Consider the following 15,949-nt stretch of genomic DNA (forward strand, 5'->3'; position numbering starts at 1 on the left):
CTCGGCGCGCCGGCGCTCCAGGCGCCCGTCCTCCAGGGTCGCGATCCCGGCCGAGTCGTAGCCGCGGTATTCCAGGCGCCGAAGCGCCTCGGTGACCTGCGCCGCCACGGATTTCTGCCCGACGATGCCGACGATCCCGCACATGGCTTGATGCTCCACGGATGAGAGGATGGTTCGCCCCCGGGCATCGCGGTAATCACGGGCGACAGGCACGCGATCCCACCGAGACCGGTCTTCGGCCGCCCCGCGACGTGCCTGACGTCGTGGGGCGGCGAGGGTGGTTCGAGGGTCAGGCGGAGAGAGGCTCAGGCGACGAGATGCCAGCCGCTCTCGATCTGCGACAGCAGGTGGTTCTGCGCCTCGCTGCTCTCGGCGATCCCGACGGCGACCTCCGCCCGCGTGGCGCCGTTGGCGAGCGCGCTCGTCCAGCCCTGCAGGCCGTTCGCCTCCGCGTGACGGCCGAGCGCCCCGTCATAGAGCGCCTCGATGTAGGCCGCATCGGTGAGGCCGGCGAACTTCGCGGCGTACTCGCCCGAGGCAAGGAAGCCCTGCGCGATGCTGGCGAGCGCGGTGCCGCCCTCGAGCGCCGCCGTCCAGACGTGCAATCCCGATGCATCGGGCGCGCGGTCCAGGAGGCCGTAATACAGGCGGGCAACCTGGGAGGCCTCGAGGTCGGGCGTGAAGATGCCGATGTCGAGGGCCGACTGGATGCTCGCGACATTCTCGGTCGAGAGGGCAAATCCGCCGGCGAGGTCCGCCCGGTCGGCGCCGTGGTCGAGGGCGGCGAGCCAATATTGCAGGCCTTCCGAATCGGAGCCGCGGTGCAGAGCGGATTGGTAGAGGGATTCGATGAAGGCCACGCTGTCGGTCGCCGGCAGATGCGCCTGCCCTTCCGGCGAGGCGAGCAATGTCGCGGCCAGCTCATGCAGCGACATGCCGGTATTCAGTGCATTCGTCCAATATTGCTGGCCGACCGGGTCCGAGGGCCGATCGAAGATCGCATCGTAGAGGGCATAGACTTCGCCGGCCGGGCTTTGAACGTCGTGGCTGACGGTGCCGAACGAGCTGCGGTTGGGCAGATCGCCCGGGCTCCCGCCGCCACCGGGATCCGTCGTTCCGCCGCCACCGCCGGTGCCGCCGCCCGGATCCGTCGTGCCGCCCCCGCCGCCGGTGCCGCCGCCGGGATCGGTCGTGCCGCCACCGCCGCCGCCGGTCGAACCGACCATCGTCACCGCGACGGTGTGGGACCCGAGCCCGGTCAGCGTGATGGCGAGCTTGTCGCCGGTCAGCGTCTTGACGAGGTTCGGATCCGTCTCGCTCTTGACCTCGACGGTGCGGCCGGCCGGGTCGGCCAGGTCGATCAGGTAGGTGCCTTCGCCGACGGCCGTGAAGGTCAGGTTCGTCCCATCGCCGGACACGTTGACGAGTTCGGCCCGGTCGGCGATGTCGTAGAGATGCGTGACGTCGTCCTGGGTCGCCCCGAGGACGATCTTGTAATCCCCGCCGTCCCGGTCGACGAAGACGCTGTCGTCGTCGTAGGCATACCAGCCCGTGACGCCCTTGATCTTGCTCGTGCCGAGATCGCCGAGATTGAGGGCGAATTTTCCGGCATCCGGCGTGTGCACCGAGGCGCTCAGGGTGCTGGTGGCGGCGTCGTAGCCGTAGGTCAGGCTCGAGGCATCGAAGGAGGCGACGCGCTGTGCCAGATCGCCGAGCGTCACGAATTCCGATCCCGCCTCATAGGCGGTCTTGATCAGGTTCGTGTACATCGCCGTGTTGTAGCTCGGCACGATGTTCTCGTCCGTCACCCAGTTCGTCGGCCCGTAATCGTGCCAGGGCCAGACCACGACCGGCATGTCGGAATGCGAGATCAGGCTTTTGAACTCGGCCTGCCACTGGTCCGACGCCTCCGCGGCGGTCTTCTTCTGGAAGCCGACCAGGGTGAAGTCGAACGACATGTTCGGGGCGATGTAGACCTTGCCGTCATCCGGTGTCAGGTGGCCGATCGCCCCCGGATATCCCGCGCCGACGAGCGCCGCGCCGCCCGAAATGTAGGAATAGTACTGCTCGATCGCCTTCGACGCCGGCAGGAATTCCGGCGCGCCCGGAACGGCGGCGCCCTGGATGGTGATGCCGAGTTTCGCGTTGATGATGTCGCGGGACGTCCCGAATTCGGATGCGTATTTCTCGGACGTCAACCCGTTGGTGTTGTCGGGATGCGTGAGCGAGTGTGAGCCGATCTCGTTGCCGGCGGCGAGGAGCTGCTTGTAGAAGGGCCCCGAGACGTCCCAATTGGTCTCCCGGCCGTCGGTGCCGTCACCGACATCGACGTAGTAGGACCCGACGAAGTTGTAGTCCTTCTTCCACTGGTCGAGGATCGGCTGCAGCTTCTTGTAGATCCCGTCGGATCCATCCACCGGCGTCACGTCGGCGATCTCCATGGCCTGGTCCATGTCGGTGCGCGAGGCGACGATGGCCTTGTCGCGGCTCATGTGCAGGCTGAGATTCGGCCCGCTCGCCGGATCGACGATGTAGTCGATCGCGTGCTGCAGCATGTTGTTGTCGCCGAGGAAGCTCTCGCTGGCGAAGTGGACGTTCTTGGCGCCCGTCACGGTGCCGATCACGGCGTTATGGGCGCTGGTCGCACCCGCGAGGGTGACGTTCTGCGTGGCGATCTGGCTCACCGCCGCGCCGTCGGCACTGCCGTACCAGGAGGTGCTGAAATTGTCGTAGTGCCGGATCTGCTCGTTGGCGGTGTAGCCGTCGAGCATGGGATTGGTCAGGTCGCCCGCCTTGACGTCGACGCCGGCGCCGCTCGCCCCGTCGACGCGCGTCACGTCGAGCAACGTCTTCATGCGGATATAGGGATCGCCCGCGATCGGATCGCCGAGGGGATTGGCGGTCGTCGCGACGCCGTTCGTCATGAAGTCGCCGGCCGTGATCAGGCCGACGTGATACTTGTAGACCGCGTCGGTGAGGACGTCCTGGATCGCCGCCACCTTGTCGGCCGGAACGTTGCGGAAGGACGGGAAGACGAGCGCGTCGTAGCCGGAGATCTTGGCGAGGTTGGTGAGATCGCCCTCGGAGAGGACGTCGAAGGGAATGCCGGCCGCGGTGGCCTGGTTCTGGGCCGCCATGAACAGGTGCGAATAGGACATCTCGCCCGCATCACCCCCGCCGAAATAGGCCTTCGCCGAGGTCTCCGAGTAGACGATCCCGATCTTGAGCGGATGCGCCGTCACCGGCGGCAGGCTCGCCGGGTCTTTCACCGTCAGGGTGTTGCCGCCGTAGCTGAGCGGCAGCGTCGCGTTCGCATCGTTGTTGACGTCGATCTTCAGGTCGAGACCGATCACGGTCTGCGCGAGGGCCGCGGACGGGACCGAGAACTCGACCGTCGTCTCGTCCGCGCTGTAGGCCGCCGTCATGGCGCCGAGGAAGGTCTCGGCCCCGGCGGAATCGAGCTTGTAGAGATACGGGACGGGCTTCGCGGTGGCGGGGTCGTTGCGGAAATCGACGTAGAATTCGGCCCCCGTCTCGGCCCCGGCGAAGGCCTGTGCGCCGGTCGCGGCATTCCGGTCGGTGTTGAGCCAGAAGGTCGTTCCCGCCCCGATCGCGGTGCCGGTGCTGAGGCCGAACACGTACTGGCCGGCTTCGTAAGTTCCGTAGAGCGCGAGACCCGGCCGGCTGAGGCCCGGGAGATCGAGACGGTCCGCGCTGGTCCAATCCGTGAGGCTACCGTCAATCGTGTGCGTCATCTCGATCTCCCTCGGGCCGCCAGGCGCGAGGGCCGACACCGGCCTGGGCGGCGCGGACGCGGCCCATCCGGAGCGCTCTCGTCACGAACGGCGCATGGTTTGGGATCCGAGCGGCAGTTCCTCCGGAACAGGATGCCGCCCGTCTCGTGATTAGTTAAACAAAGCCAAGTCCAGCCGAGCGTATTAGGAGCGATCTGCCGAGGCTTTCGACGCATTAAAAGAATTGTATTTTGTCGGAAAGATCAATGTAGCTCTTTGGTACTAAGGTACGGTAATCACTATGATTTCTGGATCAGGGACAGTAACGCGCCGTATCTGTAGACTAACGGCAGGGAGGCAACCCGTTCACGCGGGCTGCGCGCATCGCTTCGGGCATTCGGTTCTCCGACCTGCTCCGTCGCGGCACGAAAGGGGGCAGGGGCGATGGAGGTCCGCACGGCGTTCCGACCGGGGTCGATGGCGCGGACCGTGCCGACGGAGCCTCACGGTGCCGGCTGGCCTGCGGCGCTGCGGATCGGCGTGCTCGCGCTCGCGGCGCTGCTCCTCGCCTCGCCCGCCGCGCAGGCGCAGCCGGTGGCGCGCACGGTCCTGGCCCTCTACGACGGAGGCATCGAGGCGAGCCCGGTCGAGACGCGGATCCATCGCTACGCGGAGTTCCCGCTCAACCATCTCGGCTACACGCTCGAATACCGCGACATCCGCGCGTTGCCGCCGCGCCCGGTCCTTCCGACGGAGGTCGAGCTCGCGCGCTATGCGGGCGTGCTGACGTGGTACTCCACGCCGCCCGCGACGCGGAAGACCTATCTCGACTGGGCCCGCACGACGCTGCGCGCGGCGCGCCGCCTCATCGTTCTCGGCTCGCCCGGAGGTGCCTTCTGGACCGACGAGGTCGTGGCGGTGGACGCGATCCTCGGCAGGATCGGATTGCGCCATGGTCACCGCGCGGTCGCGCTGACCCTCGGGGCCGTCGCGCAGGCGCGGATGCGCAGCGCCACGCATTTCGAGGGCCCACCCGACCCGGTTCTGCCCCCCTTCGAGGTTGTCGAGGCGGTGCGGCCCGACGTGGAGCCCTGGCTCGCGATCGGCCTGCCGCCGCGCGAGGGCGGGGGGCGCAGCCTCACGGTCGCGGTAAGCGATCGCGGCGGCTACGCGGCCACCGGCTACGAGATCGCGGAGGATCCGGCCTCCGGGCGGGCTCGCTGGCTCGTCGATCCCTTCGCCTTCTTCGCGCGTGCCCTGCGGACGCAGCCCTGGCCGGTTCCGGATGTCACGACGCTGTCGGGGCGGCGGATCTTCTTCAGCCACGTGGAGAGCGAGGGCCTGAACCACGTCGTGCTGACGAAGACCCGGGAGCCGATGCTGGTGGCCCAGCTCTTCCGCGACGCGGTCGTGGCGCGCTATCCCGATCTGCCCGCCACCTTCGCGCTGACCCCCGGGGACCTCGATCCGGCCCTCGGCGGCAACGAGACGCCCCGCGAGGTGGTTCGGACGATCTGGTCCTATCCCCAGGTCGAGCCGAGCATCGCCTCCTATACCAGGCCCTATCGATGGGGCTTCTTCGCGGATTACGACCGGACCCGCGAGGAGGAGCTCGTGGCGGACGCCCGTGCGCCGGGCCGCTTCAGCCTGCGCTGGCTCACCGACTATATCAGCCCGGATTCCCGGGCCTCCCGCTACGTGGCGAAGTCGCGTGAATACCCGCGCAACTACCTCCTGAGGCCCTTCGACCTGACCGAGGAGACCCGCACCGCCCTGAGTGCGGCGACGCAACTCGCGCCCGAATCCAAGCCGATCCGCCTCTATCAGTGGACGGGCGACGCCAACCCGAGCGAGGAGCAGATCGCCGCGACACGCCGGATCGGCCTCTTGAACATGAATGGCGGCGAGTCGCGGCTCGATCACCGCTATCCCTCGATCACCCACCTGCTGCCGCTCGCCCGCCCGGTGGGGTCGCAGCGCCAGATCTACGCCGCCGGCGCCGACGAGATCCCGCTCGCGCGAGCTTGGCGGCCCGCCGTCGAGGCCTTGCGCGCCGCCGCCACGACGGCGGCCAATACTGGCGCGCCCCGCCGGCTCAAGGGGCAGAACCTGCATTATCACCTGGCCTCGATCGGCAACCCCCAGGCCCTGCACCTCATCCAGAAGAGCCTCGAGGCGGCACGCGCGGCCCCGGTGATCCCGATCCGGGCGAGCGACTACGCCGCGATGGCCGACGATTTCTTCGACCTCACCGTCACGGCGCTCGCACCCGACCTCTGGTCGGTCGCGCACCGGGGCGCGGTGCAGACCCTGCGGCTCGACGAGGCCGAGGGCGTGCAGATCGATCTTGCCCGCTCGCGCGGCGTGCTCGGGCAGAGCCGGCACGCGGGTTCCCTCTACATCGCCCTCGATGACGCCGTGGAGGTCGCCGAGGTCGCGCTGAGCCGTGAGATGACTTCGGGTCCCGCGATCAGCCTCCACGACAGCCGATGGCGGGTTCGGCGCCTGGAGCGGAACGCGACCGCCTGGCGCTTCGAGGCCGAGGGCTACGGCGAGGGCGCCTTCGCCTGGGACGGGGTGGCGCCGGGCCGCTACCGCATCGCGGCCGAGCGCGCCGGCGCGCTGCTGTGGACCGCCGAGGCCCAGCCCGACGCGAGCGGCCGGCTCGCCTTCACGGTGCCGGTGACGGGGATCGAGCCCCTGCACCTGACGATTGCCCGCCGCCTCGAATCCGCCGAGGGCACCCCATGACGATCACCAAAGGCCTCGCCGTCATCGCGATCCTGATCTGCGCCATCGCGGGCTACGCGCTGCAATCGGGCCCGGAAGAGCGGATCGCGATGCTCGTCCGCGACGGGCGCCAGGCCGAGGCGAAGGTCGAGATCGAGGCCATCCTGCAATCGGGGCAGGCCAAGCCCCGGGTGCTGATGCAGCTCGCGCTGCTGCAGGAGGCCGCCGGCGACCCGGTTCGGGCGACCGAACTCCTCGAACTCTACGTGCTGGCCCGCCCCCACGACCGGGATGCGCTGGCCTGGCTCGTCAAGACCTACGACGCCTCGGACAATGCCCGCGGCCTCGTCGAGGCGTTGACGAAGCTCGCGGCGGTCGAGCCGACGCGCGAGCGCATCGCCCGCTTGGCCGGGCTCCACCGGTACGAGGGCCGCTACGACGAGGAGCGCTCCGTGCTGGAGCGGTTCCCCGCCGTCGTGGACAAGGAGCCGGAGATGCTGGAGCGGCTCGGCGGGCTTCTCGCCGCGGAGGGGCGGGCGCAGGAGGCCGTCGCAATCCTGCGGCGCGCGGATGCCCTGGCGGGGGACGACGGCGAGCGGGTGCGCAAACTGCTCTTCGAACTCCTGCTTCAGACCGGCGCCTACGACGAGGCCGCGCAGCGGGCGCAGAGCTGGCTGACGCAGTGGAGGAAGCCCTGGCTCGCGAGCCAGCTGACCCTGCGGCTCGCGGCCAAGGCCCCCTTCGAGGCCGGGCGCAGCCTCGGGGAGGCGAGCGCCGCCCTGCACCCGGATGCCCGGCTCTATCTCGCCCGGATCCTGGCGGAGCAGGGCAACCGCCGCATCGCCGGGGCGCTCCTGGCCGGCTGGCCCTTCGCGGACCAGCCGCTCAACAAGCAGGAGATCGAAGGCTACGTGGCGGCCTCGGTCGCTGCGGGCGACACCGCGACGATCTGGGCGACCTTCGCACGGCTGCGGGCGCGGCCCGACCTCGCGGAGGCCCAGGCGCTCTTTGCCGAAGCCGCGGCCTCGCATTTCGGGATGACCTCGATCGCCCTGCTGCAGCCGCCCCTGCCGCTGCCGGTGCTGCGGGCGCGCCCGATCTTCGCGGCCCGCCTCGCCCTCCACCGCGGCGAGACGCGGATTGCCAGGACGCTGCTCGCGAGCGCCGATCCGGCCGCGATGCCGGAGGCCGAGCGGAGTGCCTGGCTCGACCTCCTCCTGCGCACGAACACGGCCCGGGCCGCCTTTCAGACGCTCCATGGCCTGCGCCAGCGGCACGAGCTGCCCGCGACCCTGATCCCGGCCTATCGCAGCCTCGCGGCGCAGCTTGGCCTCATCGCATCCGGCGGAATGACGCTCGCGAGCACCCGCGATGACGCGACCGCCCATTGAGCCGGGAGGCCGAGGGCCGGCCCGGGACGAGAATCGATGCGCGGGCACGGCCCGCGGACGAGATCCGGCGCCCCAGCACGGCGGCGCGACGAGGAGGTGGGTGATGGCAAGGCAACGGTGGTTTCGGCCGGCATGGATCGGCGCACGGGGGCGGGCAGCCGGCGCGCTCCTGGCGCTCGCCGGCTTGCTGGGATGCAGCCTCCCGGCGGAAGCCGCGGGTGATTCCGTGCTCCGGCTCGGCGACCGTCTCAAGGTCACGATCTTCGAGATGATGGAAGTGCCCGACACCTCCGAGGCCGAGAAAGCCGGCCCGCAAGAGAGCAACCCGGGGCTCCTGCAGACCGTCTATCCCCGCGTCGACCTCTCGGGCGAGTACGTCGTCGAGCCGGGCGGCACCGTGATGCTGCCGCTATTCGGTGCCATCGAGGCGGCAGGCCGGCCGGCATCCGCCTTCAAAGCCGATCTCAGCGAGGCGTTCGACCGCCTGTTCCACCGCCGCTGCAACATCACGGTCTCGCTGCTGCAGCGGGCCCCCATCTACGTCGTCGGCGCGGTGCGCAATCCCGGCTCCTTCCCCTACGCCCCCGGCCTGATGGTGATCCAGGCGGTGGCGCTCGCCGGCGGAGACCTGGAGAACGGCGCGCCCGCGCAGGCCATCGAGAGCACGCGCGAGCAGGAGCGACGCGACGGGACGCGGGATCGGCTCAAGGGGCTGCTGGTCCGCAAGGCGGCCCTGATCGCCGAGCGCGACGGCACGCCGGTGAGCAAGGTGCCGGCGCTGCGCGATCTCGTCGGGGCCGAGGCCGCGGCCGCCCTCCTCGCCAACGAGCAACGCCTGGCGCTCCTGCGCGCGCAGAACCAGGCGAGCGCGCGCGCGACCCGCGAGCGCGCCATCGTGGCCATCCACGACGAGATCGAGTTGCTGCGCCAGCGGATGGGCAATTTCGACGCTCAGATCAAGGTTCGGGGGGAGCGCCTCAAGATGATGGAGGCGCTGTTTGCCCGACAGGTCGTCGAGAACGAGCGCGTGGCCGACGTGCGGCGCGACTATGTCGACATGGAAGGCCGCCGCCGCGACATCGAGATCAGCCTGCTGCAGGCCGAGCAGCGCCAGGAGAATGCCAAGAAGGCCCTGGACCAGAGCGAGATCGAGCGCCGCCTCAACCTGGAGCGCGACCTCACGCAGGTCGAGGCGGAGATCCAGCTGGCGGAGCGCGCCTACGGGGCCCTCAACGCCACCGTCGCCCTGATGGCCCGCACCGCCCCGCCGGCGAGCCGGGACGCTGGCATCCTCGTCTACGACGTGATCCGGCGGACGGGCGACGTGACGGAGGCCGTGCGCGCGGCCGAGCTCGATGGCCTCGAGCCGGGCGACGTGCTGCGCGTTCGCGTCCTGCCCCCCGAGAAGGTGAAGGCCACCGATCAGGTGGCCGAGAAGTAGCGGAACGATCCGCTCAGAAATCCGCGTGGATACGGGTGCCGAAGAAACTGGCCGGCCCCCGGTCCCGGTTGTAGCCTGGGTTTACAACGTACTGATAGTTGAAAGACACGGTCAGGGCCTTGGTGAGGCCGAGGGCGTAATAAGCTTCGACCGCGCGTTCCGGCGCGTAGTTCAGACGCCCGTCGCCGATGAGGAGGCCGAGGCCGCCATTGGCGAAATAGGCCCGGTGCGCGGGCGAGAGCCCGTTCAGCGTGGTGCCGAGGCCCACCGTGTCGCCCGGCCGGCTCCAGGCCGTGCCCTTCAGCGACAACCCGCCCGAGACGCTGCGATCGACATCGGTGAAGGATAGGTTCTCGTTGCGCCCATCGGCGGCGCTCGCGCGGGCGAAGAGGCCGAGATCGGCGGTGAGCGCCTGTTCAAGGTTCAGGTAGAGGCCGCTCTTGCGTCGCGGGCGCCGGGTCGCGGCGGCGGCATCGTTGATGTCGACGAACAGGCCTGCCTCGGTCAGCGCCACGACCTCGCGGTAACGGGCGGTATTGCCGACATTCGTGAACAGCCCGAGCCGGATCCGCCCCGGCTGATCGAGCCCAGGCAACACGTGGCGCTCCTCGAACTCGATCGTGGCCCCGCCCCGGCGGAGGATTCGGGGATCGAGCACGTCGCTCGAGGGCTCCTTCGGGACCTGCGTGTAGGCGGCGCGGATCGCGAAAGCGGCCTGGTTGTACTCCACCATCACGCCCTGGGTGAAACCCGGGAGGTTCGCCGGGAAATCCCAGGCCGTGGAGGCCCAGAGCGACCAGTTCATGAAGTCGACGCGGGGATCGTGGGCGTAGCTGTTGCCGTCGAAGAAATCGCCGAGCGCGAACTTGCCCGCCACCACCGTGATCCGCTCGATGTCGCGCCGGGTCGCCACCTGGTTCGGCCCGTCCGGCACATCCTCCGACTCGCCGCCGAGGCCGAAGGTCTGGCGCACGAAGTAGCGGTTCGAGCGCAGCTTCGGGAACGGCGCCCCGGCCTTCTGGGCCTCGCCGTTGACGAAGCCCGCGATGCCGAGGGTGCGGCTGAGGCCGAAGCCCTGCGAGAATTCCGGGTTGTAGTAGAGCTCGGTGCCCTCCAGGAGCTTGAACCCGACGAAGGCCGTGGCGGTGGTCGTCGCCTGCGCCTGGTTCGGCACGAGGCTGTTCTCGCCGCGATAGGGCGAGCGGAACCTCGGCACCGCCTGGTTGAAGAAGGTGGTCTGGCCGTGCAGCGAGAACCGGCCGGTCTCGCCCGGATCGGCATCGCGGGAGGCGGTCTCGTCGGACTCGGGCGGCAGGTTGAGCCCGCCTGGATACCAGGACAGGCGTGCCAGCATCTGGTTCGAGGTGAAGCTGGCCCGGGTCGAGACCGGGCCGCCGCCCGGCCCGGGGACGCTTCCGAGATCGAAGCGGTCACTCCGCCCGAGATCGACGTAGCGGTAGTCGAGACCGAGGGCGAGGCTGTCGCTGATCGCGTATTGGAACCCGGCGCCGAGGGTGAAGCTGAGGCGGCCGAGATCGCGGCGTCCGGTGGCGAGAGGCCCGGCGGCGAGCGGGTTGCCGGACAGATCCGGATAGCTCGCGAGCAGCCGCGTCTCGGCGCCCGCAAGGCCGAACGTGGCGTAGACCAGCGCGCGCTCGAAGCTGTAGCCAAGCCGGGCGCGCAGGGTTCCGAAGAGATCCGTCTTCGCTCGGATCAAACTGAAGGCGGGATCGACGCCCTCGTAGCCGAAGCCCGGCGCGCTCGAGGCGACGGGGCGCTTCAGATTGGCGGCGGAGAGATCGGCCTCGATCCCGTAGAGCCAGGGGCCGGATTGCCAATTGTAGCCGCCGAAGGCGCCCCCCACCGCCGTCGTGGCATCGCGGCCCCGGTCCGAGCGCCCGGTGGCATCGCCGGTCTTGAAGGCCGGGATCGTGCGGCCGCCGATCGTGGTCGGCCCGAATCCGAGGGCGCCGAAGGAAGCGCCCGCGCTCCCCTGGAGGCCGAGATAGGGGCCTGACCAATCGACGAAGCTCGGGAGGGCGCGCGGGGGCGCTGGGTCGGCGGCGCGGACGAGGGCGGGCGCCAGCGCGACCCCGACGACGGCTAGGCCCAGCAGGCTCTGCCCTGCCGCCGCGATCGGTTCGCGCTTCGCGCCGTGCCGCCCCAAGACTCAACCCTCCGCCCTCATCCGGAGGCGAGATATAGCAAAGGCTATAAAGCAGGCAATCGCCGGGACTGCCCGGCAAGGCCATGCGCCCCCCACGTTGCAAAAATGACCCGACGCGATCCCCGTGACAGGGCGATGACGGGAGGCACCCGGCCGGCGCGTGGCCTGTCCGCCGTGGCATCGGCGCCTCGTTGCGGGGGCGGAGAGGCACGGGCTCCCAGGCTCCCGTTCCGGCGGTCAGGCCGGGCCGGTGGCGACCGGGCGGCTCTCGTCGGCGCCCCATTCCGACCACGACCCGTCATACAGGGAACGGGCCGGGTGCCCGAGGGTCTCCAGCGCGAGCGAGATGATGGCGGCGGTGACGCCCGACCCGCAGGTGGTGATGATCGGCCGGTCGGGGTCGACGCCGCTCTCCGCGAAGACGGCCCGGAGCTCGCTCGGGTCCTTCAGCCGGCCGTCCCGCTGCAGGGCTGCATAGTGCAGGTTGCGGGCGCCCGGCATGTGGCCGGGACGGACGCCGGGGCGGGGCTCGGCCTCCTCGCCGCGGAAGCGCGGCGCGGAGCGGGCGTCGACGACTTGGGTCGTGCCGCCCGCGAGGGCCCGGGCGATGTCGCCCGCATCCGCCACCGCCCCCTGATCGAGGCGGGCGGTGAAGTGGCGCCGCTCGCGCGGATGCGGCTCGCCCTCCTCGGTCGGGTAGCCCGCCGCGATCCAGGCGGGCAGGCCGCCATCGAGCACCGCGACGTCGCGCACCCCGAAGGTGCGCAGCATCCACCAGATGCGGGGCGCCGAGAACAGCCCCATCCCGTCATAGACGACGACGTGCATGCCGTCGCCGAGGCCGAGGGCGCGCATCCGCGAGGCGAAGACCTCGGGGCGCGGCAGCATGTGGGGGAGGGGCGAGCCCTCGTCGCTCATGGCATCGATGTCGAAGCGGACCGCCCCGGGGATGTGGGCGGCCCGGTACTCGGCCGCCGCATCCCGCCCGGCGGCGGGCAGGTACCAGGACCCGTCGAGGACGACGATATCCGGCGCATCAAGGCGCTCGTGGAGCCATGCGGGCGTGACGAGGGGTGATGGCGCCATGTGCGATCCGTCCTGAGGCATCGGGGGCGGCACTCAACCACATCCCGCGCGCGGTTGCACGAGGCAGGGTTGCGGGGGGCAGGGTTGCGGGGGCAGGGTTGAGGGGGCGGGAGAGCGTGGGATCCGCTCAGACGCCGTAATAGCGCCGGTACCACGCCACGAAGGCCGGGATGCCGACCTCGATCGGGGTCTCGGGCACCCGGCCCACGAGGGCCTGAAGCAGCGCGGTGCTGGCCTCGGTGCGCGCCACGTCGCCGGGGGGCAGGGGCTTGAGGATGCGCTCGGCCCGAGCGCCGAGCGCCCGCTCCAGCGCGTCGATCATCGCGTCGAGGCGCACCGGGCGCCCGCCGCCGATATTGACGAGACGGTAGGGGGCGCTCGTGCTCAGCGTGTCGAACGCGCCGACCGGCCCACCCCCGCCGGGCGAGGGCGGGGGCACGTCGGCAAGCCGCCGGATCGCGTCGACGAGGTCGTCGATATAGGTGAAGTCGCGCTCGGCCGCACCGCCCGCGAAGACCTCGATCGGCTCCCCGGCGAGGATCTTCCGGGTGAACAGGAACAGGGCCATGTCGGGCCGCCCCCAGGGGCCGTAGACGGTGAAGAAGCGGAACGCCGTCGTCGGAATCGCGAAGAGGTGGCTGTAGGAATGGGCCATCGCCTCCATGGCGAGTTTCGAGGCCGCGTAGAAGGTGAGGGGGCTCACGGCGCGGTCCGTCTCGCGGAAGGGCAGGGTGGTGTTGCCGCCATAGGCCGAGCTCGTCGAGGCGAGGAGCAGGTGGCGCACGGGATGCGCCCGCACCGCCTCCAACAGGTTGAAGCTGCCGATGAGGTTGGAATCCGCGTAGGCCTGCGGGTTCTCCAGGCTGTAGCGCACGCCGGCTTGCGCCGCGAGATGAACGACGATGTCGGGCCTCGCTTGCGCGAGCAGATCCCGCAGGAGGCCGGGGCTCTCGAGCCGGCCCTCCACGGGCTCGAAGGCCGGATGCGTCGCGAGTTCGGCGTGGCGGGCGCGCTTCAGCCCGACATCGTAGTAATCCGAGAAGCCGTCGAGGCCGATGACCGCGTGGCCTTCGGCGAGGAGGTGCCGGCCGAGATGGTAGCCGATGAACCCGGCCGAGCCTGTGATGAGGACGCGCATCCGGTTCCCTTCCGCCAGAGCGCTTCCGCGCCAGGAAAACTCGCCCGCCGCTCGACGAAACGCGATCACCCGAGAATGCCGGAGCCGATCCCGCCCGGACGGATCACGGCTCCACGGCCCAGACCCGCCCTACACGGTTCGGCCGGGCGCCTCAAGGAAGCCCTCGCGACACCACGGACGAATACGCAGGGAGGCAGGCGGCGGGCGCGGCGATCGGGCATGAGCCGGGTCGGCGCAGGTCGAGCGAAGGCAGGATCGCGAAAAATTCCCGCGAACGCCTGCAAAACCCAAGTTCCGGCAAGCTCGACGAACCAAAATGTCTGTGCGCGGTTGCGTCATGTGCATGCGGGACTTGTTTCGCGCAGGAAGAACCCCAGTTATAACAGCACGATGACGCTGTTGCGCCTCGTTCCCGCGAGGATCGCTCGGGTCAGGTTCTCGCGAGCGTGCGCTGGCGCGCGATCGGGAGCCGGCCCACCGGACGCACCACGCGCAAGACCGCAACGCCTGCCGGGTCTCGGGCCCGCGCACCCAGAACAGTTCACGAGCCGCCCCTTCATGAATCAACTCGTCCGCATGTCTCAGATCGGCGATGCCGAGCAGGTCGCAGAGCCGTCCGCCGAACTGCGCGTGCCGTTCGCGCAGTCGGGCGCCTTCGTCTGCAAGTTCATCATCGGCGAGCCCAATGACCGGGCCGTCTGTTGCGGCGCGCCGGTGGCCGACGGCAAGAGCTGGTGCGCCTTCCATCGCCGCATCGTGTTCGAGCCGGCCCGGCCGAGCCGGATCCGCTAAGACCCGGTCACAATCGCGGGATCACCGGGCTTCGCGCCCCGCCGGCCTGGACCGGCGGGGTCTTTGTCGTATGGTCGCACGAACGAGGATCCCGGCGTAATCCCGCGCAACGGGTCCCGATCTGCAAGAGACCCCGATGACCGACCCCGCAGGATCGCCGGCGCGCCGCTCGCAGCTCGCTACGGTGCTGCGCGTCACCGGCGGCAACTTCCTCGAAATGTACGACTTCTTCGTCTTCGGCTACTACGCCGCGGCGATCGGGCGTGTGTTCTTCCCGAGCGAGAGCGAGTTCGCCTCGCTGATGTTCTCCCTCGCGACCTTCGGGGCCGCCTTCCTGATGCGGCCCCTCGGGGCGATCGTGCTCGGCGCCTATATCGACCGGCACGGGCGCCGGGCCGGCCTCCTCCTCACCCTGGCGCTGATGGCGATCGGCACCCTCTCGATCGCCATCGCGCCGGGCTACGGCAGCATCGGCCTGATCGCGCCCGTGATCGTGGTGCTGGGGCGGCTCGTCCAGGGCTTCTCGGCGGGCGCGGAACTCGGCGGCGTCTCGGTCTACCTCGCCGAGATGGCGACGCCGGGCAACAAGGGCTTCTACGTGGCGTGGCAATCGGCCAGCCAGCAGGTGGCGGTGATCTTCGCCGCAGCCCTCGGCCTCGGCCTCCAGAAGAGCCTGACGCCGGCCCAGATGGACAGTTTTGGCTGGCGCATCCCGCTGCTCATCGGCTGCCTGATCATCCCGTTCCTGTTCGTGATCCGGCGCTCGCTGCAGGAGACGGAGGCGTTCCAGCACCGCAAGGCCCCGGCCTCCATGCGGCAGATCTGGGCCACCATGCTGGCCAATTGGCGTATCGTGCTGATCGGCATGATGCTCGTCACCATGACGACGGTCTCGTTCTACCTGATCACCGTCTACACCCCGACCTTCGGGCGCCAGGCGCTGCGTCTCGACGCCGTCGACGTCCTCATCGTCACCGTCTGCATCGGCGTCTCGAACCTGTTCTGGCTTCCCGTGATGGGCGCCGTCTCGGACCGGGTCGGGCGGCGCCCGCTGCTCCTGCTGTTCACGACGCTCGCGCTGCTCACCGCCTATCCGGCGATCTCCTGGCTCGTCGCGGCGCCCAGCTTCGGCCGGCTCCTCGGTGTCGAGCTGTGGCTGTCCTTCCTGTACGCGAGCTACAACGGCGCCATGGTGGTGCATCTCACCGAGATCATGCCGCCGGAGGTGCGCAGCGCCGGCTTCTCCCTGGCCTACAGCCTCGCCACGGCCATCTTCGGCGGCTTCACCCCGGTGATCTGCACCGGCCTGATCGAGTGGACCGGCAACCCGGCCATGCCGGGCCTCTGGCTCTCGGCCGCCGCGCTGATCGGGCTCATCGCCGCCTGGCTCGCGCGCGGAGCCGCCGTGCCGGTCCCGACCCGGGTGGCGGCACCGGCCGAGTGAGGGTAGGGTGCCGAGGCGCCGGGCCC

The 15,949-nt window shown here is 70.0% G+C and carries 9 protein-coding genes; 5 read left to right on the top strand and 4 right to left on the bottom strand.

The window, feature by feature from the left end:
* Positions 1-305: 305 nt before the first annotated feature.
* Complete coding sequence (locus tag F6X53_RS26470; RefSeq protein ID WP_151003996.1) at positions 306-3,755, bottom strand: DUF4214 domain-containing protein; 3,450 nt, start codon at positions 3,753-3,755, stop codon at positions 306-308.
* Positions 3,756-4,211: 456 nt separating this feature from the next.
* On the opposite strand from F6X53_RS26470, the gene F6X53_RS26475 reads away from it, so the two are divergent.
* The 3 genes from F6X53_RS26475 to F6X53_RS26485 all read left to right on the top strand — a co-directional run bounded on the left by F6X53_RS26475 (position 4,212) and on the right by F6X53_RS26485 (position 9,296).
* The gene (locus tag F6X53_RS26475) at positions 4,212-6,485 is read left to right on the top strand and encodes a polysaccharide deacetylase family protein (protein ID WP_151003997.1); all 2,274 of its coding nucleotides are present in this window, start codon (positions 4,212-4,214) and stop codon (positions 6,483-6,485) included.
* On the top strand, positions 6,482-7,855 hold the full coding sequence (locus F6X53_RS26480; protein ID WP_151003998.1) for a tetratricopeptide repeat protein: 1,374 nt from the start codon (positions 6,482-6,484) through the stop codon (positions 7,853-7,855). Before F6X53_RS26475 ends, F6X53_RS26480 begins: the two co-directional genes overlap by 4 nt.
* A gap of 103 nt (positions 7,856-7,958) precedes the next feature.
* Entirely contained in the window at positions 7,959-9,296 is a 1,338-nt protein-coding gene (locus F6X53_RS26485; RefSeq protein ID WP_191971016.1) for a polysaccharide biosynthesis/export family protein, read from the top strand.
* Positions 9,297-9,309: 13 nt separating this feature from the next.
* Here the strand turns inward: F6X53_RS26485 and F6X53_RS26490 are convergent, their stop codons facing one another.
* The 3 genes from F6X53_RS26490 to F6X53_RS26500 form a co-directional block, all read right to left on the bottom strand.
* Entirely contained in the window at positions 9,310-11,412 is a 2,103-nt protein-coding gene (locus tag F6X53_RS26490; RefSeq protein ID WP_373875856.1) for a carbohydrate porin, read from the bottom strand.
* Positions 11,413-11,700: 288 nt separating this feature from the next.
* Complete coding sequence (gene sseA / locus F6X53_RS26495; RefSeq protein ID WP_151004000.1) at positions 11,701-12,549, bottom strand: 3-mercaptopyruvate sulfurtransferase; 849 nt, start codon at positions 12,547-12,549, stop codon at positions 11,701-11,703.
* A gap of 127 nt (positions 12,550-12,676) precedes the next feature.
* Positions 12,677-13,687, bottom strand: a complete 1,011-nt coding sequence (locus F6X53_RS26500; protein ID WP_151004002.1) for an NAD-dependent epimerase/dehydratase family protein — start codon at positions 13,685-13,687, stop codon at positions 12,677-12,679.
* Positions 13,688-14,245: 558 nt separating this feature from the next.
* Between F6X53_RS26500 and F6X53_RS26505 the strand changes: the two genes are divergently transcribed.
* Both F6X53_RS26505 and tcuC read left to right on the top strand, forming a co-directional pair.
* Positions 14,246-14,479, top strand: a complete 234-nt coding sequence (locus F6X53_RS26505; protein WP_151004004.1) for a hypothetical protein — start codon at positions 14,246-14,248, stop codon at positions 14,477-14,479.
* Between the two features lie 136 nt (positions 14,480-14,615).
* Positions 14,616-15,923, top strand: coding sequence for an MFS transporter (tcuC, locus tag F6X53_RS26510; RefSeq protein WP_151004010.1), 1,308 nt, complete (start codon positions 14,616-14,618; stop codon positions 15,921-15,923).
* Positions 15,924-15,949 lie beyond the last annotated feature (26 nt).

Source organism: Methylobacterium soli (genome assembly GCF_008806385.1).
Taxonomy (GTDB): domain Bacteria; phylum Pseudomonadota; class Alphaproteobacteria; order Rhizobiales; family Beijerinckiaceae; genus Methylobacterium; species Methylobacterium soli.